Genomic DNA, 26,837 nt, shown 5'->3' with positions numbered 1-26,837 from the left:
TTCGCTGGAGCTCGATCCAGCCTGGCTGATCTTCCAGAAGGCAAGGCTGGTGGCCGCAGCTCCGAAGCCGAGCATGAGGGTGAGAAGAGATTCCGTGGTCATGTCAATGATGCGTTGTATTTCTTGACCAATCCTGGCAGGTCGTGCGCTTGAGTGCGCGCATGCCTGAATGGGTGATCGCTTGGGCGCCGTTGGATGTCAACGTTGCAGATCCGGCCCCTCCAGCCCAATCAGGTGGATCGGCTCACGGATTGGGCCCGGCGTGAGGGTTTCGCGCCAGGCCTGGGCGATGTGGAGATCTACCGCCATACCGACCGTCAGGGGCTCTGGATCGGTTGGCTGGGCAGCGAGCCGGTTGGCTGCATCGCTGGCGTCAAGTACAACCTCGCGTACGGCTTCATCGGGTTGTACATCGTGGTGCCTGAGCACCGGGGGCGGGGGTATGGGCGACAGCTCTGGCAGCACGCCCTCGACCATCTCGCCGATCTCCCCTGCGTGGGTCTGGAAGCCGCGATCAACCGGATTGAGGATTACGCCGGCTGGGGGTTCCGTTCGGCCTCACCCACCAGTCGCTGGCAGCGGATCAGTCAGCAGATGAGTCAGCAGATCAGTGGCGAGGCTGCTGCGCTTGTGGGCCCTGCCCTGCCGGAAGGGATGCGCCTGCTGGAGGGAGGGGCGATTCCCCAGGCCGCAGTGCAGCTCTACGACGCTCAACGGGAACCGAGTCCGCGCCCTCACTTTCTCGCTGATTGGCTCGCCCATCGCGCCGGCACCGTCAAGGCCCTGATCGATGGCGAGGGTCGCTGCCATGGCTTCGGCCGCATCCGCCCCTGCCTGTTGCCGCGGGGGGAGGGGTGGCGCATCGGGCCGCTCCTCGCTGACACGCCTGCCTTGGCGGCATTGCTGATCCAAGAGCTACTGAGCCAGCATCCGGGGGTGGTGCTGATCGATTCGCCCGGAGCCAACCCCGGCGCTGGGCCGCTGCTGGCTGATCTGGGTTTTGAGCGGGTGGGCGGAACCCTGCGGATGTATCGCGGCCCCTGTCCTGCGGTTTCCTTGGATGACGTGTTTGGTCTGGCCTGCCTGGAGCTCGGTTGATGTGCGGTCGCTTTGCCTTGAGCAGCGAGGTCAACGGTTTGCCGGCGCCGCTGCGGGAGCGGTTGGATGGGGAGCACCGGCGTCATTACGCCCCCAGGGATCTGATCCGTCCCGGTGAACCGCTGCTGGCCCTGCGGCGCGACGAGGGCCACACCGAGGCGTCCCTCATGCTCTGGGGGCTGATTCCCTCCTGGAGCAAGGATCCCTCCACCGGCCCCAGGCCCTTCAATGCCCGCGCGGAAACCGTGGCGGAGAAGGCCAGTTTCAGTGGCGCCTGGCGACACCGGCGCTGCCTGATTCCGGCCACCTCCTTTTTCGAGAAGGGCCATCGGATTGTCCGGGACGATGGTGAGCCCATCTGGATCGCCGGCCTCTGGGAGCGCTGGCTCGGGGCCGATGGCAGTGAGGTGGACACCTGCACCGTGCTCACCACCGAGGCCAATGCCCTGATCAGGCCCCTCCACGACCGGATGCCGGTGCTCATTCCCGCAGGCCTGGAGGAGGCCTGGATGGCGCCCAGTGACGGTGCGGAGTTGCGCGCTCTCGAGCCTTTGCTGAGTGGTTGGGCCCCGGACGGCTGGCAGGCCCGGCCGCTGACACCGTCGCGCGCTTCAGCGGAGGCGGCGGTGCAGGGCTCACTGTTCTGAGCCGGGGCTGCATCCGTTGAACAGATCCCGCCAGCGCTGCAGCAGCTGCTCCACCCGACCCTGCAGCTGGGCGATCGGGTCGGCATCCGCCTCCCCCTCGCCCAGGTCCTTCACACTCCAGAAGGTGATCTGGTCCTCCCAGTCAGGGCACTGGGCCTGGACCATGGGGCGATGGGCTTCGGCATCCACCGCCACCACGAGTGTGGCCTGCTCGAGCTCCTGGCCGCTCACCTGATGCGGCAGGGCCAGCTCCGCTGGATCCAGCTCCACCCCTCGCTCCCGCAGGGCCGCCAGAGCCTCCTGGGCCATTGGACCTACGTTGCCGCTGTCGGGCCTCACCCCCAGACCGGCTGAGCAGGCCCGCACCTGCCCCTCAAGGCCGAGCTGATGGGCCCTGTGGTTGAACCACTGCTCAGCAAAGCGACTGCGGAAGTAGTTGCCGGTGCAGAGAAACAGAACGCGGTCCATGGAGGCATCAGCGGGGGCCGGGGTCGGGTTGGCTGCTGATCACGCCCTGTTCCAGGGGCAGCAGCTCTTCGTCGTCGCCGGCGCGGCTGCGCACCGGAGCACTGAAGCCACGGGCGCGGGCGCTCTTGACTTCAAAGGGGCCTGGGGTGCCGGTGGGCACGGCCAGACGCAGGGCGAAGGGCTGGGAGCCCGGATCCACATCGCCGATCGATCCCACCCGGGTGCGGTTCTGCAGCACCGGTTCGCCGCTGCTATCGAGGATGCGCGCATAGACGTCGGTGTCGACCACGGGACGGCGGCCGGGGTTCTCAACGGTGCCCGTGAGCACGTAGCAGCTCGCCCCCGGCTGGGCGCCTGGATCGGTGGCGGCGCAGGGGGCCAGCGCCACGGCGGAGAGCTTCAATTCCGCCGCCAGGGCTGCCGGTGGACGCAGCACCACGGTGGCTATCAGAAGGAGGGGCAGGATCAGACGCGAGATCACGACAACCATCTCAGGCGGGTGCAAGCCCCTGCAGAAGGACGTATTCATAGGCGGCGACGCCGGCCAGGGCCAGCAGGATGGTGAGGACCAGCCATTTGCCATTCATGGGTGGTGCGCCAGTCGGGTTCCATCCCGATGATGGTCGGGAACGTCTCAAGTTGCAGTCATGGCCACTGGATGGTTTCAACGCCTGTTTCCAGCCAACGTCACCTCAGAGTTTTCAGGACGTCGCATCGCCCTCTGGCTGTTTGTTCCTCTCACCGTGGTGACGTTGTGGCGCAGTCAACACCATCTCTTCGCGGCCGATGGTGGTGCCCAGTCGATCGCTCACATTCCCCTGGATGCCTATCCACCCGCTGCAGAGCAAACGATCGTGGGCGTCTTCGCTCTCTGGGGACTCTCCCAGCTGATCCTCGCTTTGCTGGAACTGTTGGTGCTTGTGCGTTACAGGTCTCTGATACCGCTTTTTTACCTGCTCACGGTGTTCGAATACCTGATGCGCGGCTTGGTCATCCCTGCCCTCAAGACCATCCCGACCACGGCTGAGGCCCCAGGCGCATTGATCAATCTGCCCATGGCCGCCGCAGCTCTGGTGTTGCTGATACTCAGTCTCTGGCCAACCCCGTCAGCTGACCCTCCAGTGGCACCAAGGACCGCCGCCTGATCTGCAGAGATTTCAGATTCGATCCGGATCGAGGGGCAGACCGCGCAGGCCGAGGGCCAGCTGGCGGGCGGCCAGAAGGCCTGGATAGAGGAGATTGGCGCGCCTTCGATTGCGGAAGAGGCCGTGGAGGAGTTGCAGCATCGGATCGGTGGGCGTCAGCTGGCGGCAGAGCACGGCAATCGCTTCACTGCCATGCCACACCCTCTCGCCGTCGAGCAGAACCGCCCCGTTGTTGAGGTTGAAACCGCGTTGGCGCAGATCCCGGCGCAGTCCGTGGTCGGCACGACCATCGCGGATCTGCAGGTCGGGGATTCCCCCCAGGAGTTCACTGCGAAGGGCGAAATGGCGGCAGAACGGGCAGCCGCCGTCGTAAACGAGGGTCAGGGACATCTCTCCAGTCTGACGGCAAAGGCAGGGAGTCGCAGAGCGGTAGGTTGATGCAATTGATCACACCACGGGATGTCCGACAAGGCGCTGTTGAAGGAGGTGGCCCAGGAGCTCTGGTCCAGCGTGAAAAAGCTGCGTCCGGGCCTCCCCCGCGATTCCCGCCTGGAGCTCACGCTCAAAGCCCTGATGGTGATCGGTGATCTGGCCGATCAGGTGCAGGCGGCGGTGATTGTGGGCCTTGTCGCTGAAATGGAACCTCCCGAAGACGAACCGAAGGGGGACGACGTCACCACGACCCCAGGGAGCGAACCGACGGTGGAGCAGACCCCGGACGGACGCAGGGTGGTGCGCCGCCGCTCCAGCTCAGCCGGCTGAGCTGGAGCGGCGGCAAGCCTCACTCCAGCTGAGCCCAGCTCATGGTGGCGTTGTACTGGCGGCACCAGATCAACACTGACCGTTGTTCGCTGGTTTTGAGATAAGCCGGCAGCCCGTAACGCTGGCTTCCTCTGGTTGACTTCAGTGGCGCCACGACGTGGAACGTTCCCGGTGTCAGCGGGTACGCCGGCGCTGGACTGTTCTCGAGCGGCATGGCCATGGGGCTCACCACCACGAACAGGTCTGGTGCCTGATCAGTCGTTCGGAAGTCTTGGCTGAACACCAGCGTGGCGTTGCCGTTCCGCCGTTCCAGGTGCACCTGCCCAGCGGCAGGGTGTTCCGCCGCCAGGAACCGGCCGCTGCGTTGGATGGCCTGGGCGCTGGCCTGGAGCGGAATCAGGCTGAGGCCAAGGGCGGCCGCCGCAAGCGAAGTGCGCTGAAGCATCGGGTTGACCCACACATCGTCCATCTTGATTGGATCTGCTGGAACCGCCGGCATCAGCCCAGCAGCGCCATGCCGCGCCGGTGAATGGCTTGGGCGTAGTCGGTCCAGGTGCCCTGCCCCCAGTAACGGAAGCAGCTGGTCTCCAGCAGCAGCAGATGCAGGAGGGCTTCCTGATAGTGGGCTGTTGAGGTGATCGCCGAGTCGCTGGCGACGCTTGCATCGAAATGGTGATGGAATCTGGCGCTGAGTTCCTGCATCGGCTCCAGCACGTTGTCGTATCCCTGCACCCAGCTGAGATCGTTGGTCCATGAGGATCCCTCCATGGCAAAGGAGGGATCGGCCTGCTGCAGTCGCTCGATCGCAGCCTGCAGAGCTGCCGGCGTCGGGGTCGATCCCACCGCCTCCCAGAGCCGGCTCTGGCCTACGGCCTGAATGATTGGGAATGCACCGGCATCGATCCCCGCGGCTGCCAGCAGCTCGAGGTATTCCGTGCCGTTGATGGCCACGCAGCCGTCACCCTTATCCCGTATGCGCCGGTTCGCCTGCCGGAAGGCTTCAGGAAACTCGTTCATCATCACGCCCCCGTTCTCACCATCGGCGATCTGGGTCACCAGGGCGGGCATCGTTGTGGTGCCCAGGGGGAGGCGATCCAGCCCGAGCGCTTCGTCGCAGGGTTGCATCTGCCCCACGAGCTTGGTGTCGGAGCCCTGGGTCTTGATCAGAGCTGTGATCGCAATCTCCTCACCGCTGGAACTGCAGACCACCAGTCGGTTCGGCACCAGGCACTGCTCCCGGCTCAACGGCGCACCGTCCAGGTTTTCCACGCTGTGCTCCTGCACCAGCAGCCACTGATAACCGCTCTCCCGTAGGGCGGTGATGAAGCTGAACAGGGTGTCGGGATGGTTGGGCAGATGCATTTCCGGTGGCGAAAAGCCGCGCACCCTCAGAAGCGCTTCATCACCGAACATCGCCGCAAACTGATGCTGCCAGGCACTGATCTGCAGCTTCAGATCCGGGATCGGTGTGGAGGGGGCGACGGCATGGCTCCAGAAGCTGCCGAGAAACTCCACATGGCCCTGCATCTCCGGGTCGCAGGCCAGGAAGCGGAGTGCGCCGGTGATGTCGTCACGCCCCATCTGGGTCACACCCCAGAGCAGGTTGCCGGAGTAATCGAGCATGATCCGCGGTGCGCAGCCCTCACTGATCAGCTCGGGAATCAGCTCGGCCATCCGCCGGTAGCAGTGGGCAAATGGCTCGGCGTTGTGGTTCTCCCCCTCGCCGGGGTGGTCCAGCATGTATTGCAGGTGGGAGATCAGGGCTCCATCGGGTCCGGCGGGGATCGTGGGCTGATGCATGTGCAGCGCACAGGCAAAGGCGGAGCGGATCATGTTCAGCTGCAGGCCTGCACCGAAGGGCTGGGGCCCTGGGGGCCGTTGCATCAGGGCCTGAAGCCCGATCTCCCGCCCGGAGATCGGCGGCAGAAGCGGGGTGGTGATCGTCATGCTCCAGTGATCGCGAAGAAGGGGGCCTTGCCAAGAGGGAGGCCGCCCCTCCCGGATGGAAGAGACGGCCTAAGTCGCTCGTTGATTCATCGGTTTCCTGTCGACAACTGAACGCGAATCAGAAAAGAAAATCCAATGCGAAGGACAGTGAGTGAAGCGAAAGGAAAGACGAAGCAGCTGGCTGGTGGCGCCTGGGGCCAGGGGTCCAAAGGGGGAGGGAAGTTGAACTCCTTGGGGCACCTGTTGCTGCGGAACAGCTGACTGCGGAACAGCTGACTGCGGAACAGCTGACTGCGGAACAGCCTTGCGGTGCAGATGGAGCGCCGATCGACGTGGCGAAACCGAATCAGTGCCTATCGAAGGGCTGACCCTCCCAGATGGGTGGAAACTGTTGGAGCAGGGGCCAGAAGGTCAGGTTGCTTCTTTGAGTTGCTCGGGTGGAGTGTCGGCCATCATTCGGTGCCTCCGATCTCGATGCTTCAAGTCTTGGTCGTCTGGAACACAGGCGCAATCGGTGTAAAGGCCCATTGCCTGAAGTGCTCAGCGAATCGAGATTGGAGATGACGTGCCCGCATCAGAGTGCAGGCCGATGGCGAGATCAGCCGCGCTGGCTGGGGCGCCTGGTCGCCAGCGTCGAGGAAACCCCAGCCCTCCATCACCCGTTTTCGCGGTACGCCAGTACGGCTGATGGCATGCCCTGTCCGGCAAGGTCAAGAAATCGCACGTTTCCTTCCCACTGGGGGATAACGGCTTGAGGCTGCATGCACCTCCGAAACGGCATCCATGGGATTGATGCACTGCCCCCTCTGTGTTGGCCTGGCGATCCTCTCGGCGGTTCGTTTCTCAGCCCATGTTCTGATGCTGTTGCAGCTGGAGTTGCTGCGCACCGACGGTGCCGAACACCCTGCCAATCTGCTGGGCACGATGTTCGAGCTTTAGTGCTGCCAAGGTTCTCGGTGCTGTACCGATCCTTCGCATCATCAGTGGTCATCCGGGTTCTGATCCGCAGCCTCCCGCTCTTTGACCCGATTTTGAAACTGCTGCAAGTGACGCCGTCGCCGGGCGACGGGCGCGCCGACCAGCAGGGCGATCAGGCCAAAAAACAACAGGGTGAGCAGCAGCTGAGAGAGCGAGGCCTGGGGAAACACGCTGGCGGCGAGTTGGTCGACCGCGTTGCTGATCGGATTCACCGAGTCGCTTGCCGTCGTTGCCATCATCGCCGCTAGACATAAAGCCATCGTAGTTTGGTAGTATCCTCTTGCCATGTTGATGACCCCCCGGGCGAGATGCCAGAGACCAAGGCCTGCAGCGTCTGTCTGAGTGAGATCCCGTTCACCGCTGAAGTGTGCCGGGCCTGCGGCACCCGGATCTAAGGGGTTCAATGCGATACCTGCTTCAGTTTCTGCCCCGAGGGAGCGCGGATCAGTCGCTGTTGCGGGCAGGAATAGAAGCTGACCGGCTGCCGACCCTGCTGCTGGAACTGAGCCTGAACCCGCAGCGAGCGTTGGTGGAGCCCGACAAACTCACCCTCTCCACTTACAGCCTGTTCGGATTGATTACGCGGCACGAGGAATTGTCTTGGGAGAAGGTGGCGGGCTGTTCCCACCGAGCCGGGGTGGTCTGGGATGCAATTACGATTGAGACGAGCGGAAAGATAGCGGCGACCATGACCTGTCTCTCCAAGCGCCATGGTTGCGGCTGTCTTCCGCAAGTAGGACAACCGAATGCATGGGAGGCTCTGCCTCGTTGATTCGAGCATGGTGCTGTTGACCGAAATAGCGTCGCAATAGATGCGTGCTTGGTGCAGACGCATTGGCTTTCGCCGATTGAGATCACAGCAATGGCATCTTGCTTCTTAGGCCGCTTTGCGGTCTTTTGTGGCTTGTTGCTGATTGTTCGATGGATCCACCACCGATTCCGCCGTTGCCACCGGTGGAGATTCGAAAGGAGAGTCGTCAGGCACCGGGGCTCACCGTCGAAGAGTTTTCCCTGCAGATCGATGGACGTCCGCTCGATTGCGGCGCCGCCGAACTCGGTGCTGGCAACCGAGCCCCCTATGCCTACCAGCCCGGTGGGGGTGCCTATTCGGGGGAGCTGCAGATGCATGCTGCCCGCTGCCGCCTCAGCTTCTGAGGCCCGACGCTTCGGACGTGCAAGCCCTCAGACGCACCATTCCTGATGCACCCAGGCCAGTTGCTGGTGGGTGAGGGTGAGAAGTTGAACATGGAACGCCTCGATGCGCCGCTGCAGTTCCCCATCCGACTCCTCCACACCGGTTTGCCGGGCGTAGGACGTCAGGATCTCCTCAATGAGGCCGTGTTCGGGGAAGACCATGGGCCTGCGGCTGGAGGCCGGTGGGGGCGTCCCATGGTCACCGCAAAATGGTCGCCTGGCTACGCCAAGGCCCGTTGGAACACCGCTTCTTCCGGGGTGGAATCACGAGGGGGCGGCGTCAGTTCTGCGCATCACAGGCATCCAGGGTGATGCGCCACTCCCCGTCATCGCCCCTTTCTTGGAGAAAACCGCCATTGCCTTTGCTCCACCAGGTGACGTCTCGGTCGGCGCTGTAGCGGGCACCGGAGCCGGAGGCCACCTGGGGCAGGGTGAGGCGGCGCCCGTCGGGCAGGCGCAGGCGCACGAACGACAACGACTGATCGCTGAGGGAGCCGTATTGCGCTTCGATGATCTGCCCACCGCCGCAGCGGTAGCGAATCGTGTCTCCCTGCACGACGGACAGGCTGATCAGGCCAACCAGCAAGGTGCCGGGCAGGGTGAAGGCGGGCATGGGGTCAGTGCTTGAAGCGGCATCGTCATGATGCCGATGCTGTCACCCATACTCATGGCCCCGCACAGGATCTCGCCATGGTGGTGCTTGGACGCCAGGCCATTCTTCAGGCGATCGAGGATGGGGTGATCACGATCACCCCCTTCTGCCTTGACCGGGTGGGGCCTGCGTCGGTGGATCTGACCCTGGCCAACACCTTCCGGGTGTTTCGCAAGGTGCATGAAGTGATCGAGGTGCGTGAGCACACCGATTACCGCGCCCTCACCGACCGGGTTGAGGTTGCCGACGGCCAACACATCCTGATCATGCCCGGCGAGACCGTGCTCGGGATCACACGCGAACGTCTGCGGCTCGGCCCCGGACTCTGCGGCTGGCTGGAGGGACGCAGCCGCTTCGCCCGACTGGGATTGATGGTGCATATCAGTGCACCGTTCATGGGGCCTGGGATCGACAGCCAGCAGGTGCTGGAGATGAGCAATTTCGGCCCGGCGCCGCTGGCGGTGTATCCCGAGACACCGATCTGCCAGTTCATCTTCCAGCGGATGGACGGCGATGAGCATTACGCCGGCCGATTCGCCGGTCAGACCCAGAGCAGTTTCTGACGGAGGTGGGTTCAGGCCGTGGGGCGCTGCTCCTGAAGCCTCAGGGTTTCGTAGGCCTGCCAGAGACCCTGCACCTCGGCGCAGTGCGCCTGCCGATCGCAGACGCGGTAGCGGCCTTCGCCGACCGCATCAATCGTGGAGCCACGGGAGGTCGCGCAGATGCGACTGACGAAAGCCATGGGATGGAACGCAGTGCTGCTGTTGTCCTATGGCCGCCCGTGACCCTTTTTTCAGAGCAATTTCATTTCGACATCATCCCGAAGAAATGAAAATGGGAGGATCGACCCACACGATCGCTGATCGCCGATGGTGATGCCCCCGATGCAGCCGCCTTTCCCTCCAGGCGATGCGCCGGAGTTCAAGCGTTGCAGCTCCTGCCTCTCGGAGATTCCTTCGGAGGCTGAGGTCTGCCGAGCCTGTGGCACCCGACTGGAAGGGATTCAGTGCGAGGCCTGTCGATCGTTCTGTCCCCATGGAGCCACGCTCTGCCGGTATTGCGGCAGCAGCCTTGAACGTTTCAACAGCCTTGGGCGCTCCAGCAGGCCTGGCGATCGCAGCGATGTTCTGGCCGGTTTGCGCACGATGGTGATCGAAGCCGAGCTGCTGCCCACGCTGCTGCTGGAGCTGAGCCTCAATCCGCAGCGGGTGGTGGTGCAACCGGAGAAACTCACCATCTCTTCGTACAGCCTGTTTGGCCTCACGGCCCGGCATGAGGAGTTGCCCTGGGAGAAGGTGGCCGGGTTTTCGCATCGATCCGGCCTGTTCTGGGATGCGATCGCGATCGAAACCCGCGGGCAGACGGCCGCCACGATCTCCTGTCTCTCGAAGCGCAATGCAGGCAAGCTGAAGAAGCTGCTGCAGTCGCTGGAACGCTGACGTCGTGGTGACGCTGCCGCGCGTTGCGCCCGACGAATGGGCTGGTGACAACATGGATCCGGGCCGTTGGAAGGCCAACAGCACGGCCGGTCGTGCTGTGGTGAACGTTCTGACAGTCGAGCCCACTCGCCTCCGCTGGGGCACGCCCTTGATGCGCTGACGGGCTGCGCTGCCGTCAGGATGGAACGGAACGGCTGGGGAGCGTCATGGCAACAGTTCTGGTCACCGGCGCCAATCGGGGCATTGGCCTGGAGTATTGCCGGCAGTTGCAGGCGCGGGGCGACCAGGTGATCGCGATCTGCCGCGAGGCATCGGCGGAGCTAGAGGCCCTGGGGGTGCGGATTGAAGCGGGGCTGGATCTTGCTGCTGCGTCGGCGCCCGCCGAGTTGGTGGCTCGCCTGCAGGGGCAGCCGCTCGATGTGGTGATCCTCAACGCCGGCATCTTGCAGTCGATGGGGTTGGCGGATCTCGATGCCGAGGGCATCCGCCGTCAGTTCGAGCTGAATGCCTTGGCGCCGCTGCTGCTGGCGCGGGCGTTGCTGGATCAGATGCCGCGAGGGGCCAAGCTGGCCTTGATGACCAGCCGCATGGGGTCGATCGCCGACAACAGCTCCGGGGGCTCCTATGGCTATCGGATGTCGAAGGTGGCCTTGAACATGGCCGGCAAGTCGCTGGCGATCGACCTTCAACCCCGGGGGATCGCGGTCGCGCTTCTGCATCCGGGGCTCGTGCGCACCCGCATGATCAACTTCAACCCCAATGGCATTGCTCCGGAGCAGGCGGTGGGTGGCCTGCTGGCTCGCATCGATGCCCTCACTCTTGAGACCAGCGGCAGCTTCTGGCATGCCAACGGCGAGTTGCTGCCTTGGTGATGATGAGCACAGGCCATGGGCTTTGATCCACGCCAGTGGGGACCCTCTTCTGGCGCCCGTGCGGCCCAGCGGGTCACCATCAATATGGACGCGCTGCTGGCCGAGAATGAGGCCCTGCGTCGGGAGGTGCGGCGCTTGCAGCGGGAGCTCGAGCGGCAGCTGTACCACCAGCGGCATCAGCAATGGGTGCAGCCGCCGCAATGGCAGGAGGAACCTTCCGCCAGCCCTGCGCCGCGGGTGAGTGCCGAGCAGGTGCGTCGCTGGGGCGAGGCAATGGCTCGGCAAGCCGGCTGGGCCGACCTGCGGCAGAGCGGGCTGGAGGCTCTGGTGGATCGACTCAACCGCAACAGCTTTCATCCGCAACTCAGTCTTGAGCAGCGTCTTGACCGGCTGGTGAGCGGGTTGGGCACCGACCTGATAAAGGCGGTGGGCATCAAGGTGACCAAGAAGCGTGCTGTCGTTCTGGCGGCCTTTGCCCTTTACGGCGTGCGGGCCAGTGAGTGGCTGGATGAGGATCCGGCCCGGGTGGTGGCGGAGCTGCGCAAGCGGCTGCGTCCGCATAGCAGCCGGCGCACCCACACGGATCAACGCAGTACGGATCAACGCAGCAGTGATCGCTGGCAGACCAACAACCATGCCTCGAACTCTCGCGCTGATGCCCTGGCAGTGCTGGGTCTGCAGGCCGGGGCATCTCAGGAGGCGATCAAGCTGGCGTTTCGGCACTTGGTGAAACAGCACCATCCCGATATGGGTGGCTCTGCCGAGGCTTTCCGGCGGGTGACAGAGGCCTATCAGCGCCTGGTGGCCTGAGGGTGGCTTGGTTCTTGACCGGCAACGGGCTCAAGAGGAGCAGCTGTAGTGGGACAGGCCGCCGGTATTGAACAAGTCGCGGGGCCTGAGGCGGTCGTAACGGGCAGCACGGTCTTCGGAAAGATCGGCGTAGGGGGCGCTGAACACCTCCTGCAGCTCCTGGATCAGGCTGTGGTCTCCCTGTTCCGCGTGCTGGTAGGCGGGGGCGATCAGCCACTCGCGCCAGGTGATGGCGGGGTTGACGCGACGCATCGCGGCCGACGTCTCCTCCAGGGTGCCGTTGGCCGCGAGTTGCGCGCGCCATTGCTGCAGCCAGCTCTCCCACTGCTGATCGAGTGTGCTGGAGCTCGGCCCATAGAAGCCGGGGTGCAGATCGGAGGCCTGCTCCGGGATGGCAGACAGCAATCGGAAGCTGCGGCTGTAGTCAGCTCTGGAGGCCATCAGCAGCTGCAGCAGCTTGGTCACCAGCTCTTCGTCGTAGGCCTTGAGACCGAGCTTGCGGGCCCACATCGCCTCGAGTTCCTGCCGCATCACGGCAGCGAAGCCTTCGTGGATCGCATCCAGTTGGGCCAGGGCTTCACGATTGCCTTCGAGCAGCGGCCGCAGCGATCGCCAGAACATCCCGTAATTCACTTCCGCCGCCGCAGGCTGGTTGAAGAAGGAGAAGTGCTCACCCCCTCCGGTCCAGGGTTGGAAGCGCGGATCGAACAGTTCGCAGAAGCCGAAGGGGCCGTAGTCGAGGGTGTAGCCCCCGGCGGCGCAGTTGTCGCTGTTGAAGTTCCCCTGGCAGTAGCCGACGCGCATCCAGTCGGCGACCAAGCGCGTCAGCCTTGCGCGGAAGAGGCGGGCCAGCTCCAGGAGCTGCTCAGAGAACGGCAGCGCTGGATCGATCTCAGGCCGGTAGTTGCGCTCGATCAGGTGGTCCACAATCAATTGCAGCTCGGCCATGGCCTCGGGGTGGGCCTGGCTGCGGGCGCGGCGAGCGAACAGCTCGAGCTGCCCCACGCGCAGGAAGGACGGTGCCACCCGGGTGCTGATCGCTGCGGGGTTGTCGACCATCACATCCGGCTCGAAGGAGCGTGACTGGGGGCTGTACCAGGGCCGGCGCACGGTTTCGGCGCGCGACATGTAGAGAGTGAGCGAGCGGGAGCTGGGCACACCGAGGGCGTGCATGAACTCCTGGGCCAGGAACTCACGCACACTGGAGCGCAGCACCGCACGGCCATCGGCACCGCGGCAATAGGGGGTGGGGCCGCCACCCTTGAGCTGCATCTCCCAGCGCCGGCCTGCGTAGACGCCCTCCACGATCGACAGGGCCCTGCCATCGCCGTAGCCGTTGCCGGTGCCGAAAGGACACTGCTGGATGTATTCGGTGCCGTAGATCGAGAGGGCATAGCCCGTCGCCCAACCCCAGGGACGCATCGGTCCTGTGGCCACTGAGGCATCCCCGGAAAACAGTCGGCGGAAACGAGCGTCGTGGGCCAGGGCGTCGCTGAGCCCCAGCTCCGCGAAGAGCGTTGGGCTGTGGGCCACATACTCGGGCTCAGGCAGGGGGGTGGGCGTGACCGGCACGTAATGGCCTGAACGCACCTGGCGAGGCCGGTGATCGTTGCCGTCGTTGGTGGCCTCGGGATCGTGGCGCAGGGCCTCCAGCAGCGAGTAATCCACCCGCTCGGCGAATTGGCTGAAGTCGCTGATCACCGCGGCGCTGCTCTCGTCTGGCGTTGGCATGGCCCGGCTCCTGTCTTGGTCGATGCTATGGAGCGAGCGCTGAGTCAGCCCTGTGGGCTTCCCCAGAGGCGCCGTGGGGATCTATGACTGTGGATAGGAAAGCTCCTCACAGGGCTTTTCTCCTCACACCCTCCGAGAGGCTGCCGCAAGGGGCCTCTTTTTTTGGTCCAGAACAGCAGCTGCCACAGGGGGTGGTCCCGCTGAGCCATGGCCAGCATGGGTCCACTCAGGTTGTTGCTTCGGGATGGGCCGCCGTGTTCCTTTTGCGCTGTTTGGTCTCGCTCTGCTGTTGGGGGGCTGCGGCGGGCGGGATGGTGCAAAGCCAGGCGCTGGCTCGGGCCGCACTGAATCGCTGGACGGTCCGATCCGGATTGCGATTGATCTGAACGATCCGGCCAAGAGCAAAGGCACGTTGGTGCGAGGCAAGCAGCCCACCAGTTTTCAGGTGGGCTACGGCCGCTACGGCGTCACCTGCGCCGGCAGCCGCTTTGAGGAGGGGTACACACCGCTGGGGCGCTTCAAGGTGAACGCGATTCTGAGTGAGGACCAGTTCGTGATGGCTCCGCAACTGATCAAGCAATCCGGCAAGAGCGAAGCCGAGCTCAAGACGATCCTGTTCAAGAACATGAATGCGATCGACTTCAGTGGCGACGGCGAGGTGGGGGAATACGGCATCGGCTACATCAGCCTGGAGCCGGTCGACAGCGTGAAGCAACCGTTCCGATTCAACACATACGACGGCAAATTCCGCTGGTACAGCTTCGCGATCCACGGCAGCAACAACGAGGCCCGCATCGGTGAGAAGGTCACCGGTGGCTGCCTGAATGTGAAGGAGCCGATCCTCAAGACCCTGCTCAAGACCGTGAAGCTTGGCGATGAGGTCATCGTGACGGCCGACCATGGCCCCTGCACGCCCTGAGTGGTGCCAACCGCTCACCAGAGCGTCTGACAAGGGAACGTGGTAAGTTCGGGGTCGGCGCTCAGCAGCACAAGCCGCTCCAGTTCGGCCTGGGCTGCCAGCATGCGGTCAAAGGGATCACGGTGCGGATGGCTGTAAGCACCCGCCCGCAGGCCGTGGGCCAGGGTGATCGGCCGCCATCGGCTCCAGGAGGAGGTGGGGATCGCGCAGCGGCCCATGGGTGCGCAGGCGGCCAGGAATGCGCTGGGGCGGAGGTGGTGCCAGGGGCATCAATCGCGCCCAGGGTTTGCCAGCCTTGGCGAGCAGGATGGTTTCGCCGGCATGGGCGTCGTCGATCAGGCGCGACAGGTGCGTCTTGGCCTGGTGCACGTTGACGACGCGGGGCGTTCCATGGGCAGCAGCTGGCGAGGCGTCCACGGGCCTTGAAGTGGATGAATCATTGACCTTAGTCCTCGCCTTAGTCCAATGCAGGCAGGGATTGATTGTGATCGCCGATGATCCTGCCCAGGGAGTTTTCGCTCGAGTGATGGCGATGACAGAACAATCCAGTGCGTCCCACGCGGTGGTGATCGGAGCAGGCTGGGCTGGCTGGGGTGCGGCCAAGGCCCTGGGCGAAGCCGGCGTGCGTGTGACCCTGCTGGATGGGCTGGCGGATCCCACCGGCAGCACGCCCCTCACCACCGCCAGCGGCAAGCCGTTTGAAGCCGGCACCCGCGGCTTCTGGAAGGACTACCCCAACATCAATGCCCTTACCGCTGAGCTCGATCTCGGCCCGGTGTTCACGAACTTCACCACCAGTGCCTTCTGGTCGCCCGATGGCCTGGAGGCCACGGCGCCGGTGTTCGGGGATGCGCCCCAGTGGCCGAGTCCTTTGGGGCAGGTGGCAGCAACGCTCACTAATTTCAAACGCCTGCCGATCGCCGATCGGCTGAGCATCACAGGGCTTCTCTACGCGATGCTCGATCTACACCGCAGTGAGGCGGTGTATCGGCGTTACGACAACCTCGATGCGCTGACGTTGTTCCGGAGCGTCGGAATCAGCGAGCGGATGATCAACGACTTCCTGCGTCCCACCCTGCTGGTGGGACTGTTCAAGCCGCCCGAAGAGCTCTCGGCGGCGGTGACGATGGAGCTTCTTTACTACTACTCCTTTGCGCACCAGGATTCCTTCGATGTGCGCTGGATCAGGAGCAAGAGCATTGCCGAACAGTTGATCGCACCCCTGGCCCGAAGGCTCATCGAGCACGAGGGCCTGCGGGTGCTGGGGGGCACGCTGGCCACGCGGTTGAACCTCACGCCCGACGGTTCGGCGGTTGCTTCGGTGGCAACCCGGGCCGTTGGAACGGGTGAGGAGGGGCTGATTGAACCGGTGGATGCGGTGGTGCTTGCGGTGGGCGCCAAGGGGATGGGAGCGCTGATGGCGGCGTCGCCGGCCTGTGCTGCTGCCGTACCCGAGCTGGTGGAGGCCGGCAGTCTCGGTGCCATCGATGTGGTGTCGGTGCGTCTGTGGCTCGATGCCTATGTGGACGTTGCTGATCCCGCCAATGTCTTCTCCCGTTTTGAGGCGTTGCGGGGGGCCGGTGGCACCTTCTTCATGCTCGATCAGCTGCAGAAGCAGGACGAAGCCGCTCTGTGGGGCGGGGAACAACCCAGGGGATCGGTGATCGCCAGCGATTTCTATAACGCCTCAGCGATCGCAATCCTCAGCGATGAGGAGATTGTGGCCTTGTTGATGCGGGAGCTGTTGCCGGTGGCCAATCCCGCCTTTCACACCGCCACCGTGCTGGAGGCGGAGGTGAGGCGCTATCCAGCGTCGGTGTCGCTGTTTGCACCGGGGAGTTTCAACCAGCGGCCGCCCCTGGAAACGGCGCTGCCATCGATCGTGTGTGCCGGCGACTGGGTGCGGATGGGCAGCCGCGAACAAGGCGCCAAGGGGTTGTGTCAGGAACGGGCCTATGCGTGTGGCCTGGAGGCCGCCAATTCCCTGATCCGGCGCAGGGTGGTGAAGGGAAGGTATTCTGCCGGTACGCATCAGCACCGGGTGATCCCGATCCGCGCTGATGAACCGCAGGTGCTGATCGTTCGCGCCTTGAATGCTCTGGTGATGAACCCCGCGGAAGCTCTGGGGCTGCGTTGGCCGTGGTTGCGATGAAACGACTTCTGATCACGGGCGGCAGTTCGGGCATCGGCCTGGAAGCGGCTCGGCGTCTCGCCCGCAGTGGCCATCAGCTCACGGTGTTCTGTCGCACGGCCGAGCGTGCCGAGCAGACGGAGCAGCAGCTGCGAGCGGCCGGAGCGGCGCCCAGTCAGCTCGCCTGCATCGCCGTGGATCTGGCGGATCTGGCCAGTGTGGACAGGGCCTGTCAACAACTGCTGGATCAGGGACAACCCCTGGATGGGCTGGTGCTGAATGCCGGCCAGCAGCGTGCCGGCACCGCGGCGCCCGTGTTCACGCCCCAGGGGATTGAGATCACCTTCGCTGTGAACCAGCTGGCCCACCAGTTGATCGCCACCCGGTTGCTGCCGTTGCTGCAAGCGGGGCCGCAGCCTCGGATCGTGATCACCGCTTCGGAGGTGCACAACCCCGCCAGTGGCGGCGGGCGTGTGGGCCAACCGGCTGACCTGGGGGATCTGGCGGGGCTGCGGGCGGGTGCGGGCTTCGTGATGCTCGATGGCAGTGACCGCTTCGATGGCGACAAGGCCTACAAAGACAGCAAGCTCTGCAATGTGCTGCTGGGGCGCGAGCTCGATCGGCAACTGGAGGGCTCCATGCCGGTGATCAGCTGGAGCCCTGGGTTGGTGATTCCCCGCAGCAGCGCAGGCTTCTTCCGCCACAACCGCCAGAACAACCCTCTGGGGATGGCATTGTTCGCGTTGGTGGCACGGGATCTGCTGCGTCTCACCGAATCGGTGCCTACGGCGGGTCGGTTGCTGGCTGATCTGGTCACCGATGCGGCCTTTTCGAGCCCTGGCTTCAGCTACTGGAGCAACCAACTGGTGCGCCCGGGCCTGCATCGCTTTGAGGCCACGGCCACGAGTGCGGCAGGTGCCGATCATGAGCTGGCGGCTGCGTTATGGCGCCTGTCCGAAGCTTTGATTCACAGGCCATGGGAGCGGGCCCAGGCATAGCCGAGAAACGCCACCACGTTGAACCCGATCACCAAGGCCCAGAGTCGCCAGGGTTGTTGAGGCTTGTCCATCAGGCCGCAGCGGTAGTGGGTCGGTCGAGTCTGCTACGGGTGCTGCAGGGAATGCTCACCCAGATCCTGCTTCCCTGAAACCTGCGGCCCTGTCTAGCCTTGGTTAACGGCAAAAACCTGATGCAGACACCGCTCCGCTCCATCAATTCCGGCGGACCCGGTGGAGGGTTGGGCCTGATCGTGGCTGTGGTGTTGGGGTTGCTGATCCTGCTCGCTCAGGCTGTGTTCATCGTGCCGGCGGGCAATGTGGCCGTGGTCACCACCCTCGGCAAGGTGACCGGCGTCCCCAGGACGCCGGGGCCGAATCTGAAGGCGCCGCTCGTGCAGACGGTTTCGCTGTTTGATGTGCGTACCCAGGTGCGACCTGAGCAGTTCTCCACCCTCACCAAAGACCTGCAGGTGATTGAGGCCACGGCCACGGTGAAGTATGCGATGAAGCCCGGCGAGGCAGGGCGCATTTTTCAAACCATCGCCACCGATAACCAGCAGATCTATCCACGGGTGATTCAACCGTCTCTGCTGAAAGCGCTGAAGTCGGTGTTTTCCCAGTATGAGCTGGTCACCATTGCCACGGAATGGAACACGATCTCTGAGATTGTGCAGAGCAAGGTGACAGAGGAGCTGGCCAAGTTTGATTATGTGACGGTGCAGGGCCTAGACCTCACCGGGCTGAAGATCGCCGAGGAGTATCGCTCTGCCATTGAGCAGAAGCAGATCGCAGAGCAGCAGCTCCTTCGCGCTCAAACCGAGGTGAAGATTGCGGAGCAGGAGGCCAAGCGTTACGCAACGCTGAACTCCAGCCTCGATGATCAGGTGCTCTACAAGCTGTTCCTCGACAAGTGGGATGGCCAAACCTCCGTTGTGCCTGCGCTGCCCAGTTCCGGTGCGGCTGGTGGTCAGTCGGTGATCGTGAATGGGCGGCGTTGAGTCTCAGCGCCATCGGCTTAGCTTTTTTTGAATCCGCGACCATGTCGGCAAGCCGCTGGTGATGGCAATATCAGTCAGGTAATCTCTTGAGTGACCATTCTTTTCTCCTGTTTTTGTGGCCCGCACTCGGACATTCTTTGCTGATTTCAAGGACTTCATCAACAAAGGCAATGTGGTGGATCTCGCCGTGGCGGTGGTGATCGGTGGCGCCTTCGGCAAGGTGGTGGATGCCGTGGTGAGTCTCGTGATGGGCAACATCCTGGAGCCCGTCCTCAAGGCGGCGAATGTGGACTCCATCGCCGCCTGGCCCGCCGGCAGCGTGATCGTGGCCTTGATCAACTTCCTGGTGATCGCCTTCGTGGTGTTCCTGATCGTGCGGGCGATCGAAGCGATGCGCCGCAGCGGTGACTGCCAGCAAAGATGACGCCCCTGCTGCTGTTCAAGCAGCCATCCTCAACGTAGCTGGACTGGGGTCAAGTTCTGTTGGTGGTGGATTGATCCAGACCACCTCTGGTTGACGCCAGCAGCGTGTGGATCGTGACCACCGGCGTGGGTGTCGCTTGCGCGCTTGCTCGTACACGACAGCGCGATGTCGACAGATCTCGATGGCCTGACCGCTATGGCGTTGATGGGGCGTCACGAACTTGATGCCGCTGTGGCGGTGCCGATGGTTGTACCAGTCGACAAACGACGCGACCCACTGGCAGGCCTCGTCCTTGCTGGCAAATGGCCGTCTCGGGTAATCAGGCCGGTACTTCGCTGTGCGGAACAGCGATTCGGAGTAGGGGTTGTCATTGCTGACGCGCGGCCGTGAGAACGACCTGAGCACACCCAGTTCTTCCAGCCGGCTTTCCAGCGTCGACGCACGCATGGCATTGCCGTTGTCAGCGTGGAGGATCAGCGGTTGGCGGCGCCTCTTGCTGATCTTCTCTCTCAAGCAGGCTCTGCTCACCAGATCCGCTGCAATGGCTGGATCCTCGCGCTCGGCGACATCCCAGGCCACAACCTTGCGGCTCCAGACGTCAATCACCAGGTAGAGGTACAGCCAGATCCCGCGCACGGTGGTGGGCAGGTAGGTGATGTCCCAGCTCCAAACCTCATTTGGACCAGCGGCCCTCAGCCGTGGCACGGGTCTTGGTTCTTGTGGTGGCCGTGCACGACCCCGCCGGTGAACCTGACCGTGAGCGTGCAGCACCCGGTAAAAGCTGCGTTCCGAACCGATATAAAGCCCGCGATCGGCCAGGACCGGCACGATCTGGCCTGGCGGCAGCGCTGCAAATTCAGGTTCGTTGCAGGTGAGCAGGATCCGTTGGCGTTCCTCCTCACTGAGGCGGTGAGCGACGTGGCGGTGGCTCCCCTTGCGCCGGTCGACGCCATCACCGTCACCAGCAAACTGACGGCGCCAGCGCTGCAGCGTGGTGAGCCCCACGCCGAGCAGCAAGGCCAGCTCACGGGCTCGGGCACCATTGGCCATGCCCTCATCAAGAATATCCAGGGCCTTCCGGCGATCGTCGGGTGACGTCAATCGTCCCCGTCCTCTCCCCAGAAGGCCTGAATCTTTTTTGAGGCGATCAGCAGTGCAGCCGCCTCCGCCAGGGCTTTCTCCTTGCGGCGCAGCTCCTGCTTGAGCCGCTTGATTTCCTTTTGATCCTGGGCGCGGAGCCGTTCAAGCTCCTTCTGCTCTTTCAAGGTGAGCACTGGTTTTTCGTTGGCATCCTGCGATGCCTGACGCCAGCGCTCTACCTGCTCCGGGAACAAGCCCCGCTCGCGGCAGTAGGCACTGAGCTCGGTGGCGTTGAGCCCAGCGGTCTCGAGCACCACCGTGAACTTATCGGTGGCGCCCCAGCCCTCAGGATCCTTCTCGGATGCCGGCACCACCTCTCCCTGCAACCGCCAGGCCTTCCTCCAGTTGTAGAGGGTGACCACGTGAATGCCCAGCTCTGCTGAGATCTGGGCCACGCTCTGCCGCATCGGCGGACTCATCCGCCTTCTCACATCAGCCTTGACGGCCTCGCTGTAGCGACGCATTGCTCTGCTCCATCAAGCCCCCTTGGTGATCGAAATGGAGAGGCGTCAACTTTCCTGGCAGAGGGGGCAGCGAAGAGGCCATCGCCCCTCCCGATCCCCAGGCCCAGCTCGCCTCGGCAGCCACCCGCCTGGCCGAGGCCCTCGACCGCCGTCAGCTCTGACGCACCACAACCCATCAAGTTGGGTCGTCGTCACAGCCAGTTCGAGAGCAGAATCGCCATGGCCAGCAGACCGATCAGGGTGATCATGGTTGCTGTGGCCGCAGCGATTCGCGGTGTTTCCACATACGCGTAGTTCTCCCTGCTGAGGCGCCTGAGCTCGCGGTTGTGCTGAACGATGGCGGCGGACATCGCCAGGATGCCGGTGAACACAAAGGAGAGTGCTACTGCGATCACCCCGGGCCTGGGCCCTGGATCACCCGTGGCCCGGTCAATGGCAGCCACGATCTTGTCGAGACCGAATCCAAAGCTGATCAAGGACAGACAGGTGCGGATCCAGGCCATCAGGGTGCGCTCCGCGGCATCGCGGTTGCGCTGGCGGGCCAGTTCGTTGGTGAGATTCACAGTGGGGAAATGGCGAGAGGGAACCGATCGTCCCTGGCCCGCACCTGGTCAATGTCTCTGACAAGCAAAGTGTTTCAAGCAAAACGGCGCTGCGATCAGGTCGCAACAGTTCGCAACAAAGCAAGCCAGGTCAGGCTTGAGGCTGGCCCTCCCAACGCCGGAAATCAGTTAGACCTCAAGACATCAGCCTGGCCGTTGCACGTTGACCACTTGTGAGAGTTGCCAGCATTTTGTTCCGCCGGTTGGTCCCCAAGGCATTTGCAGGATGTGGCATCAGCCCATGACGGCGTCTCAAGCTGCTGTTCACTCCTGCACGATGTGGGCAAAACGGAGGCCCAAATCACCGATGTGGAATCCATGATCTGAAGTGGGATGACCGAAAGTCGTTTGGAGGGTGAGGTTGGCCACCAATGCCATGAAACTGGGCTAGGGTTGTTACACCACTCCCTTCAGTGGCCACTCCTGCGCCCTGAACGTCCTGGGTCTGACTGATTTGCTTGAAGTCAGAGGCATTGGGTTGGGCCTGGCTTTTTTGAAACCTTTCATCAATTTCATTCACGACAAGGCCCCTGAAGTCCTGACGATTCCTCCGAAAAGGGATTGTCTTCCAGGAGCTGTCATTTACTGCGAAGGCCACTTCGCTGGCCTCGATGGTAAAACAGCTCATGGCCTGGTGCGCTTCTGCGAAGCATTTAAGATTCGTGCCGTTATTGATCGAGAATCATCCGGTGTAGACGCCGGATTGTTGCTGGATGGACTCAACAGTGGGATCCCCATCGTGGCTGATCTACAGGAGGCCCTCGCTCTGCCAGGGCCACGTGTCAGCACGATGATCTATGGCATGGCACCAGCGGATGGTCTGTTCTCCAGCAACGATCGTGCCGCTCTGCTGTCAGCCATGGCAGCGGGCCTGAATCTGGTCAGCGGGATGCGTGAGTTTCTCAGTGATGATCACCAGTTCGCTGCAGTAGCCAGACAACACCAGGTACACATCCGCGATGTGCGGCGTCCGCCCGCATTGAAGGATCTGCGTTTATTCAGTGGCAACATCTTCAACGTTCCATGCCTACGCATTGCCGTGCTGGGAACGGATGGGGCGATCGGCAAACGCACCACAGCCACCCTGCTTGTCCAGGCCCTGAAGAGCAGCGGTATCCACGCTGCACTGGTGTGCACAGGCCAGACAGGTCTGATCCAGGGAGGGCGTTATGGCATGCCCCTTGATGCCATTCCATCTCAATTCTGTTCTGGCGAAGTCGAAGCTGCCGTGGTGGAGGCCTACGAAGCCGAACGGCCTAAGGTCATTGTGATTGAAGGTCAAGGTGCCTTGAGCCATCCTGCCTATCTCTCCTCCAGCTTCATTCTGCGTGGAAGCCAACCCCAGGGTGTGATTCTTCAGCATGCTCCAGCGCGCCGACATCTGAGTGACTTCCCTTTCATGGCCATGCCTACCCCTGCCAGTGAAATTGGCCTGATCGAAGCGTTTTCTCCAACTCGCGTGATCGGTTTAACCATCAACCACGAGGGAATGGATGCCCGCGAGTTGAGAGCGTCAATCGCGCTGCATCAAAGCGAATTAGCCATTCCTGTGACCGATGCAGTGAGTGGCCCTTCGCAAGCCTTGGTGGACATGGTCGTGCAGGCATTCCCTGCGTTAGGCCCTGCTGTGCGCCAGGTTCTTTGACAGCGCCAAGACTGGAGATTCGGCTCGATCAATTACGTCACAACGCCCGCACGATGGTGGAGCGACTGGCGCTGCAAGGCATCAAGGTGACCGGCGTGAGCAAGGCCACCCTTGGGATGCCGGAAATCGTTCGGATCTGGATTGATGCAGGAGTGCATTCCATCGGTGAATCGAGGATTGAATCGATCGAATCACTCAGCCGCTGCGACTTGGGCGTGCCACGACTGCTGATTCGTTCGCCAATGCTGAGCCAGGTGGATCGTGTGGTGGCCCATGCCGCGATGAGCTGCAATAGCGAACCTGTTGTGATCAAGGCACTAGCAGGCGCTGCCATGCGTCAGGGCATGTCCCATGGCGTACTGTTGATGGTGGAGCTGGGAGACTTGCGCGAGGGCATTCTTCCGGCGGACATGGAAGCGATGGTGGCGCTCACACTGGCCTTGCCGGGCCTTGATTTAGTGGGGATCGGCACCAATCTCGGTTGTCAGAACGGCGTGGCACCGGATGCAGCCAATATGGGGGAACTGTCCCGTCTGATCAGCGCTCTGGAAGCACGCTTCTGCATCCGGTTGCAGTGGTGTTCCGGTGGCAATTCCTCCAATTTGAACTGGCTGAATGGCGGCGTGGGCCTTGGACGCATCAATCACCTTCGCCTCGGAGAGGCGCTGTTGCTGGGTCGAGAGCCTCTGACCCGAAAGGCCATCCCAGGCCTTTTCACCGATGCCATCACACTGGTGGCAGAAGTGATCGAGGCAAAGGTCAAGCCCACCCGCCCGTGGGGGTCGCGTCATCACTCCAGTTTTGCCACCACTCCGCGAGTGGCCAGCACTGATTCCGCTGAGGCGCTTGGCGAGCGTGTCATCCTGGCTCTCGGCGAGCAGGATGCCGATCCGGATGGTCTCAGTGCCCCCGGGCTGATCATCGAGGGGGCCTCCAGTGACCATCTGGTGGTGAGTGGGGCTACCAAGAACCTGGCCGTGGGCGACGAGCAACGCTTCCGGATCAGCTACAGCACCTTGTTGCGAGCGATGACCTCACCATTCGTGAGTCGTCGTTTCATCCATGAGAGCGGACCCTCACGATCGCCCCCGACGCAGACCTCAGCATTGTGCCCGGTTTCAACGACGTCGGCGGAATAGAAATTTGACTGAGCAGTTTCAAGGCACCTCCACAAACAATTCTTCCGCCACGATTTCTGCAAGTCGCTGGGCTGGACTTCAGTCGCCCTTCATGATCAAGCTCTTGCCGCCAGGCTCCGATCACCGGACTGATCGAAAACAGCGACAGTTGGCTAGTGGTGATCAGGCGAGTGGGCATCGAGGAATTCGCTTAACGTCACGGCCGCTCCTGGGCGATTCCTCTCGGGGCACTGCTCGGTTCCGAGGTGGGTTGCAACACTGCGGCAGGTCGCGGGCCGCTGCCCTGGTGAGCTGCGCGCTTCGGTCCCTGGCCTGATTCTATTTCAGTCCGCAGAGATCGCTCAGGCCAGAACTGTTGCGGCATTCCGCCAGCGTCATGCCGAAGATCATGGTGTTCCCGTTGGCTTGATTGACAAGTCCGAAGCTGTCGGCATATCCCCGAAGCATCCATTCCCCTCCCCGTTGGTCTTTGTAGAAGCCCACATTGCGTGCATCACCGTCCCTCACTCGTGTGTACGTGTCGTGGATGCCGTCTTTCCACTCCAGCTTGAAACGGTTGCAGGGGGCATTGGTGCAGAGAAAGGTGCGCCGGCAGGCGATGCTTTTGTTGTTGTAAAGGCAGTTCACCCAGGGCTCGGCGGTCATGGCCATCACGGCACTGCTCGCCGTGATGGCGTTGACGCCGCCGACGAGGAGTGCCGAACCCATCACCAGTGCAATGCGGATCATGTTGTGCGTGAGGCCGTGGGTTTCTGCCGGCATCATCGTTGAAGCCACCGCATCCTCGGTCTTCCCCATCCCCCGAATCGGGGATGTCCCCCACGACCCGTTGCGGCCGTTGGCTAGAAGAGCACCCATGACCCAGTTTGAGCGCAATCAGATCCGTGCCAAGCTTCACCGTCTGGAGCTGGACGAGCGCTTCATTGAGCGTTACCTCGCCAAACTCGATCCCCCGGTTTCAGGAAAGTTGTCACCCCTGTGATCAGTACACCCGGGGGCTTGAGGACATGACCAATGCGTCGTTACAGCGAGGCTGTAAAGGCTGACGTGAGGAGGCGAATGAGCCCACCGCAGCGGCAAAGCGTGGCCCAGATCTCCGAGGAGCTGGGCATTCACGTGGTGACCCTTTACAACTGGAGGAAGGCATGGCGGTTGCAGGGAGAGGTGGTGCCGGCATCCGAGAAGGAACCAGAGGGCTGGAGCGCTGCCGATAAGTTCACGGTGGTGATGGAGACGGCTGGCTTGAACGCCACCGAACTCAGTGCCTACTGCCGAGAGCGAGGCCTGTTTCCTGAGCAGGTGGAGCGTTGGCGGCAGGCGGCCCAGGATGCCAATGAAAAGCCAGTGCTGACCTTGAAAGAGCAGAAGGAGCTGGAAAAGCTCCGCGCCCAGGACCAACGGGAGATCAAAGCCCTCAAGAAGGAGCTGCAGCGCAAAGAGAAGGCCATGGCGGAGATGGCGGCCCTGCTGGTGCTGCGAAAAAAGTGGGAAGCCTTCTGTTCGGAGGACGCGGAAGGCTGACCAGCGCCGCTCACAGGAAGAAGGCCATCGAGCTGATCAGCGAGGCACATGCCGCTGGCGCGGGTTTGGTGCGTGCCTGCAGCGAGATCGGGATCTCTCTGCGCACCCTCAAGCGTTGGCGCAAGGCCTTGACGGGTGATGACGGTGGTCACGATCGTCGTAAAGGCAGCCCACGCCTGGTCTCCCACAGACTGAGTGAAGAGGAGCGCCAGCGCATCCTGCTCACCTGCAACCAGCCCCAGTACGCCGCATTGCCACCAGGTCAGATCGTGCCAGCACTGGCAGATCAGGGGCTGTACATCGGCTCGGAGAGCAGCTTTTACCGGGTGCTCCACGCCCACGGACAGGTGCACAGGCGCGGTCGTGCACGGCCACCACAGGAACCGCGCCCCATTCCACGGCTCAGGGCCTCAGGCGCAAACCAGGTGTGGAGTTGGGACATCACCTACCTGCCCACCACCGTGCGCGGGATCTGGCTTTACCTCTACCTGGTAATCGACGTCTGGAGCCGCAAGGTTGTGGCCTGGGATGTCGCCGAACGGGAAGATCCAGCGATTGCAGCGGATCTGGTGAGTAGGGCTTGCCTGAGAGAACGGATCAGCAAAGGCAGGAAACAACCTCTGGTTCTCCATGCCGACAACGGCAACGCCATGCGTGCAGCCACGCTGGAAAGCCGGTTGGAGGAACTGGGCGTACTCAGGTCGTTCTCACGGCCACGGGTGTCCAACGACAACCCGTACTCAGAATCCCTGTTCAGGACAGTGAAGTACCGGCCTGATTACCCCCGCAAGCCATTTGCCTCCAAAGAGCAGGCTTGTCAGTGGGTGGCCGCGTTCGTCGATTGGTACAACCACCAACACCGCCACAGCGGGATCAAATTCGTGACGCCCCAGCAACGTCACAATGGCCGGGCTGTGGAGATCAGCCGCCATCGCGCTGTCGTCTACGAGCGAGCCCGACAGCTCAATCCAAGGCGTTGGTCACGATCAACCAGGTGTTGGCGTCAACCGGAGGTGGTCTGGATCAATCAGCCGCCAGATGAACTCAATGAACCAGGGCAGCTACCGTTGATGCAGGCGGCCTGAAAGGCAGCCCAGGAGTGACACCTTTCCT

General features: G+C 62.9%; 34 protein-coding genes and 1 pseudogene. 21 read left to right on the top strand and 14 right to left on the bottom strand.

Annotated features, from left to right (window positions below):
- The first annotated feature begins 195 nt into the window (after window positions 1-195).
- Both SynRS9909_RS10100 and SynRS9909_RS10095 read left to right on the top strand, forming a co-directional pair.
- On the top strand, window positions 196-1,098 hold the full coding sequence (locus SynRS9909_RS10100) for a GNAT family N-acetyltransferase (protein ID WP_007101843.1): 903 nt from the start codon (window positions 196-198) through the stop codon (window positions 1,096-1,098).
- Window positions 1,098-1,745, top strand: coding sequence for an SOS response-associated peptidase (locus SynRS9909_RS10095; protein ID WP_007101844.1), 648 nt, complete (start codon window positions 1,098-1,100; stop codon window positions 1,743-1,745). Before SynRS9909_RS10100 ends, SynRS9909_RS10095 begins: the two co-directional genes overlap by 1 nt.
- Here SynRS9909_RS10095 and SynRS9909_RS10090 read toward each other — a convergent pair.
- Entirely contained in the window at window positions 1,734-2,213 is a 480-nt protein-coding gene (locus tag SynRS9909_RS10090; protein ID WP_007101845.1) for a low molecular weight phosphatase family protein, read from the bottom strand. The two genes, SynRS9909_RS10095 and SynRS9909_RS10090, sit on opposite strands and share 12 nt — an antisense overlap.
- A 7-nt stretch (window positions 2,214-2,220) precedes the next feature.
- Window positions 2,221-2,703, bottom strand: coding sequence for a hypothetical protein (locus SynRS9909_RS10085; RefSeq protein WP_007101846.1), 483 nt, complete (start codon window positions 2,701-2,703; stop codon window positions 2,221-2,223).
- A gap of 157 nt (window positions 2,704-2,860) precedes the next feature.
- Here SynRS9909_RS10085 and SynRS9909_RS10080 point away from each other — a divergent pair, with 157 nt between their 5' ends.
- Window positions 2,861-3,358 (top strand): hypothetical protein, encoded by a 498-nt coding sequence (locus tag SynRS9909_RS10080; RefSeq protein WP_007101848.1) that lies wholly within the window; start codon window positions 2,861-2,863, stop codon window positions 3,356-3,358.
- 12 nt (window positions 3,359-3,370) lie between these two features.
- On the opposite strand, the gene SynRS9909_RS10075 is transcribed toward SynRS9909_RS10080, so the two are convergent.
- On the bottom strand, window positions 3,371-3,748 hold the full coding sequence (locus tag SynRS9909_RS10075) for a DCC1-like thiol-disulfide oxidoreductase family protein (protein ID WP_007101849.1): 378 nt from the start codon (window positions 3,746-3,748) through the stop codon (window positions 3,371-3,373).
- Between the two features lie 69 nt (window positions 3,749-3,817).
- Between SynRS9909_RS10075 and SynRS9909_RS10070 the strand changes: the two genes are divergently transcribed.
- Window positions 3,818-4,120: a TIGR03894 family protein gene (locus SynRS9909_RS10070; protein WP_007101850.1), complete on the top strand. Its 303-nt coding sequence runs from the start codon at window positions 3,818-3,820 to the stop codon at window positions 4,118-4,120.
- 19 nt (window positions 4,121-4,139) lie between these two features.
- Here SynRS9909_RS10070 and SynRS9909_RS10065 read toward each other — a convergent pair whose 3' ends face one another.
- Both SynRS9909_RS10065 and SynRS9909_RS10060 read right to left on the bottom strand, forming a co-directional pair.
- Window positions 4,140-4,565 carry a DM13 domain-containing protein gene (locus SynRS9909_RS10065; protein ID WP_162858320.1) on the bottom strand — a complete coding sequence of 142 codons (426 nt, stop codon included), beginning with the start codon at window positions 4,563-4,565 and terminating at the stop codon, window positions 4,140-4,142.
- A 53-nt stretch (window positions 4,566-4,618) separates the two neighbouring features.
- Window positions 4,619-6,067 (bottom strand): hypothetical protein, encoded by a 1,449-nt coding sequence (locus SynRS9909_RS10060; protein WP_007101852.1) that lies wholly within the window; start codon window positions 6,065-6,067, stop codon window positions 4,619-4,621.
- A 783-nt stretch (window positions 6,068-6,850) separates the two neighbouring features.
- Between SynRS9909_RS10060 and SynRS9909_RS10055 the strand changes: the two genes are divergently transcribed.
- Complete coding sequence (locus tag SynRS9909_RS10055; protein WP_162858321.1) at window positions 6,851-7,006, top strand: hypothetical protein; 156 nt, start codon at window positions 6,851-6,853, stop codon at window positions 7,004-7,006.
- A 41-nt stretch (window positions 7,007-7,047) separates the two neighbouring features.
- Here the strand turns inward: SynRS9909_RS10055 and SynRS9909_RS10050 are convergent, their stop codons facing one another.
- A complete protein-coding gene (locus SynRS9909_RS10050) occupies window positions 7,048-7,281 on the bottom strand; it encodes a hypothetical protein (protein ID WP_240307758.1) in 234 nt (77 codons plus the stop codon).
- 685 nt (window positions 7,282-7,966) lie between these two features.
- On the opposite strand from SynRS9909_RS10050, the gene SynRS9909_RS10045 reads away from it, so the two are divergent.
- Window positions 7,967-8,200 carry a hypothetical protein gene (locus tag SynRS9909_RS10045; protein ID WP_038001174.1) on the top strand — a complete coding sequence of 78 codons (234 nt, stop codon included), beginning with the start codon at window positions 7,967-7,969 and terminating at the stop codon, window positions 8,198-8,200.
- A 27-nt stretch (window positions 8,201-8,227) separates the two neighbouring features.
- Here the strand turns inward: SynRS9909_RS10045 and SynRS9909_RS10040 are convergent, their stop codons facing one another.
- Complete coding sequence (locus SynRS9909_RS10040) at window positions 8,228-8,401, bottom strand: hypothetical protein (protein WP_007101858.1); 174 nt, start codon at window positions 8,399-8,401, stop codon at window positions 8,228-8,230.
- 118 nt (window positions 8,402-8,519) lie between these two features.
- A complete protein-coding gene (locus SynRS9909_RS10035) occupies window positions 8,520-8,852 on the bottom strand; it encodes an MliC family protein (protein WP_007101859.1) in 333 nt (110 codons plus the stop codon).
- Between the two features lie 77 nt (window positions 8,853-8,929).
- On the opposite strand from SynRS9909_RS10035, the gene dcd reads away from it, so the two are divergent.
- On the top strand, window positions 8,930-9,454 hold the full coding sequence (dcd, locus tag SynRS9909_RS10030) for a dCTP deaminase (RefSeq protein ID WP_007101860.1): 525 nt from the start codon (window positions 8,930-8,932) through the stop codon (window positions 9,452-9,454).
- Between the two features lie 11 nt (window positions 9,455-9,465).
- On the opposite strand, the gene SynRS9909_RS10025 is transcribed toward dcd, so the two are convergent.
- Window positions 9,466-9,633, bottom strand: coding sequence for a hypothetical protein (locus tag SynRS9909_RS10025; protein WP_007101861.1), 168 nt, complete (start codon window positions 9,631-9,633; stop codon window positions 9,466-9,468).
- Window positions 9,634-9,760: 127 nt separating this feature from the next.
- Here SynRS9909_RS10025 and SynRS9909_RS10020 point away from each other — a divergent pair, with 127 nt between their 5' ends.
- Genes SynRS9909_RS10020 through SynRS9909_RS10005 form a run of 4 tightly spaced genes read left to right on the top strand, consistent with a single transcriptional unit; the run spans window position 9,761 to window position 12,012 of the window.
- Complete coding sequence (locus tag SynRS9909_RS10020) at window positions 9,761-10,330, top strand: zinc ribbon domain-containing protein (RefSeq protein ID WP_007101862.1); 570 nt, start codon at window positions 9,761-9,763, stop codon at window positions 10,328-10,330.
- 4 nt (window positions 10,331-10,334) lie between these two features.
- Window positions 10,335-10,490 (top strand): hypothetical protein, encoded by a 156-nt coding sequence (locus tag SynRS9909_RS10015; RefSeq protein ID WP_007101863.1) that lies wholly within the window; start codon window positions 10,335-10,337, stop codon window positions 10,488-10,490.
- Between the two features lie 46 nt (window positions 10,491-10,536).
- Entirely contained in the window at window positions 10,537-11,202 is a 666-nt protein-coding gene (locus tag SynRS9909_RS10010) for an SDR family oxidoreductase (RefSeq protein ID WP_007101864.1), read from the top strand.
- 15 nt (window positions 11,203-11,217) lie between these two features.
- Window positions 11,218-12,012, top strand: coding sequence for a J domain-containing protein (locus SynRS9909_RS10005; protein ID WP_007101865.1), 795 nt, complete (start codon window positions 11,218-11,220; stop codon window positions 12,010-12,012).
- A gap of 30 nt (window positions 12,013-12,042) precedes the next feature.
- Here the strand turns inward: SynRS9909_RS10005 and SynRS9909_RS10000 are convergent, their stop codons facing one another.
- Window positions 12,043-13,743, bottom strand: a complete 1,701-nt coding sequence (locus SynRS9909_RS10000; protein WP_007101866.1) for a YdiU family protein — start codon at window positions 13,741-13,743, stop codon at window positions 12,043-12,045.
- Window positions 13,744-13,987: 244 nt separating this feature from the next.
- On the opposite strand from SynRS9909_RS10000, the gene SynRS9909_RS09995 reads away from it, so the two are divergent.
- Window positions 13,988-14,662: a L,D-transpeptidase gene (locus tag SynRS9909_RS09995; protein WP_007101867.1), complete on the top strand. Its 675-nt coding sequence runs from the start codon at window positions 13,988-13,990 to the stop codon at window positions 14,660-14,662.
- A gap of 14 nt (window positions 14,663-14,676) precedes the next feature.
- Here the strand turns inward: SynRS9909_RS09995 and SynRS9909_RS09990 are convergent, their stop codons facing one another.
- Window positions 14,677-14,880 (bottom strand): type II toxin-antitoxin system VapC family toxin, encoded by a 204-nt coding sequence (locus tag SynRS9909_RS09990; RefSeq protein WP_007101868.1) that lies wholly within the window; start codon window positions 14,878-14,880, stop codon window positions 14,677-14,679.
- Window positions 14,881-15,188: 308 nt separating this feature from the next.
- Here SynRS9909_RS09990 and SynRS9909_RS09980 point away from each other — a divergent pair, with 308 nt between their 5' ends.
- From SynRS9909_RS09980 to mscL, 4 genes are all read left to right on the top strand, one after another.
- Entirely contained in the window at window positions 15,189-16,814 is a 1,626-nt protein-coding gene (locus SynRS9909_RS09980) for an FAD-dependent oxidoreductase (protein WP_116431313.1), read from the top strand.
- The gene (locus SynRS9909_RS09975; protein ID WP_007101871.1) at window positions 16,811-17,791 is read left to right on the top strand and encodes an SDR family NAD(P)-dependent oxidoreductase; all 981 of its coding nucleotides are present in this window, start codon (window positions 16,811-16,813) and stop codon (window positions 17,789-17,791) included. The genes SynRS9909_RS09980 and SynRS9909_RS09975 overlap by 4 nt, the downstream gene beginning before the upstream one ends.
- A gap of 191 nt (window positions 17,792-17,982) precedes the next feature.
- Entirely contained in the window at window positions 17,983-18,789 is an 807-nt protein-coding gene (locus SynRS9909_RS09970; protein ID WP_038001898.1) for a prohibitin family protein, read from the top strand.
- A 115-nt stretch (window positions 18,790-18,904) separates the two neighbouring features.
- Window positions 18,905-19,213 carry a large conductance mechanosensitive channel protein MscL gene (gene mscL / locus SynRS9909_RS09965; protein ID WP_007101873.1) on the top strand — a complete coding sequence of 103 codons (309 nt, stop codon included), beginning with the start codon at window positions 18,905-18,907 and terminating at the stop codon, window positions 19,211-19,213.
- A gap of 15 nt (window positions 19,214-19,228) precedes the next feature.
- Here the strand turns inward: mscL and SynRS9909_RS09960 are convergent.
- Window positions 19,229-20,817 (bottom strand): annotated as a pseudogene (locus tag SynRS9909_RS09960) (IS3 family transposase).
- 191 nt (window positions 20,818-21,008) lie between these two features.
- Window positions 21,009-21,380, bottom strand: coding sequence for a YidH family protein (locus SynRS9909_RS09955; protein WP_007101874.1), 372 nt, complete (start codon window positions 21,378-21,380; stop codon window positions 21,009-21,011).
- Window positions 21,381-21,897: 517 nt separating this feature from the next.
- On the opposite strand from SynRS9909_RS09955, the gene SynRS9909_RS09950 reads away from it, so the two are divergent.
- Entirely contained in the window at window positions 21,898-23,064 is a 1,167-nt protein-coding gene (locus SynRS9909_RS09950; RefSeq protein ID WP_240307759.1) for a DUF1611 domain-containing protein, read from the top strand.
- Window positions 23,061-24,203, top strand: coding sequence for an alanine/ornithine racemase family PLP-dependent enzyme (locus SynRS9909_RS09945; protein WP_116431314.1), 1,143 nt, complete (start codon window positions 23,061-23,063; stop codon window positions 24,201-24,203). Before SynRS9909_RS09950 ends, SynRS9909_RS09945 begins: the two co-directional genes overlap by 4 nt.
- A gap of 318 nt (window positions 24,204-24,521) precedes the next feature.
- Here the strand turns inward: SynRS9909_RS09945 and SynRS9909_RS09940 are convergent, their stop codons facing one another.
- A complete protein-coding gene (locus SynRS9909_RS09940) occupies window positions 24,522-24,932 on the bottom strand; it encodes a hypothetical protein (protein WP_038001902.1) in 411 nt (136 codons plus the stop codon).
- Window positions 24,933-25,059: 127 nt separating this feature from the next.
- On the opposite strand from SynRS9909_RS09940, the gene SynRS9909_RS14050 reads away from it, so the two are divergent.
- Genes SynRS9909_RS14050 through SynRS9909_RS09935 form a run of 3 tightly spaced genes read left to right on the top strand, consistent with a single transcriptional unit; the run spans window position 25,060 to window position 26,809 of the window.
- Complete coding sequence (locus tag SynRS9909_RS14050) at window positions 25,060-25,185, top strand: hypothetical protein (protein ID WP_255479138.1); 126 nt, start codon at window positions 25,060-25,062, stop codon at window positions 25,183-25,185.
- A gap of 32 nt (window positions 25,186-25,217) precedes the next feature.
- Window positions 25,218-25,724 carry a transposase gene (locus tag SynRS9909_RS14045; RefSeq protein ID WP_071933931.1) on the top strand — a complete coding sequence of 169 codons (507 nt, stop codon included), beginning with the start codon at window positions 25,218-25,220 and terminating at the stop codon, window positions 25,722-25,724.
- Window positions 25,688-26,809, top strand: a complete 1,122-nt coding sequence (locus SynRS9909_RS09935) for an IS3 family transposase (RefSeq protein ID WP_007100122.1) — start codon at window positions 25,688-25,690, stop codon at window positions 26,807-26,809. The genes SynRS9909_RS14045 and SynRS9909_RS09935 overlap by 37 nt, the downstream gene beginning before the upstream one ends.
- Window positions 26,810-26,837 lie beyond the last annotated feature (28 nt).

It is taken from the genome of Synechococcus sp. RS9909, assembly GCF_014279595.1.
Taxonomy (GTDB): domain Bacteria; phylum Cyanobacteriota; class Cyanobacteriia; order PCC-6307; family Cyanobiaceae; genus Synechococcus_C.
This window is presented reverse-complemented; position numbering and strand designations above follow the sequence as displayed.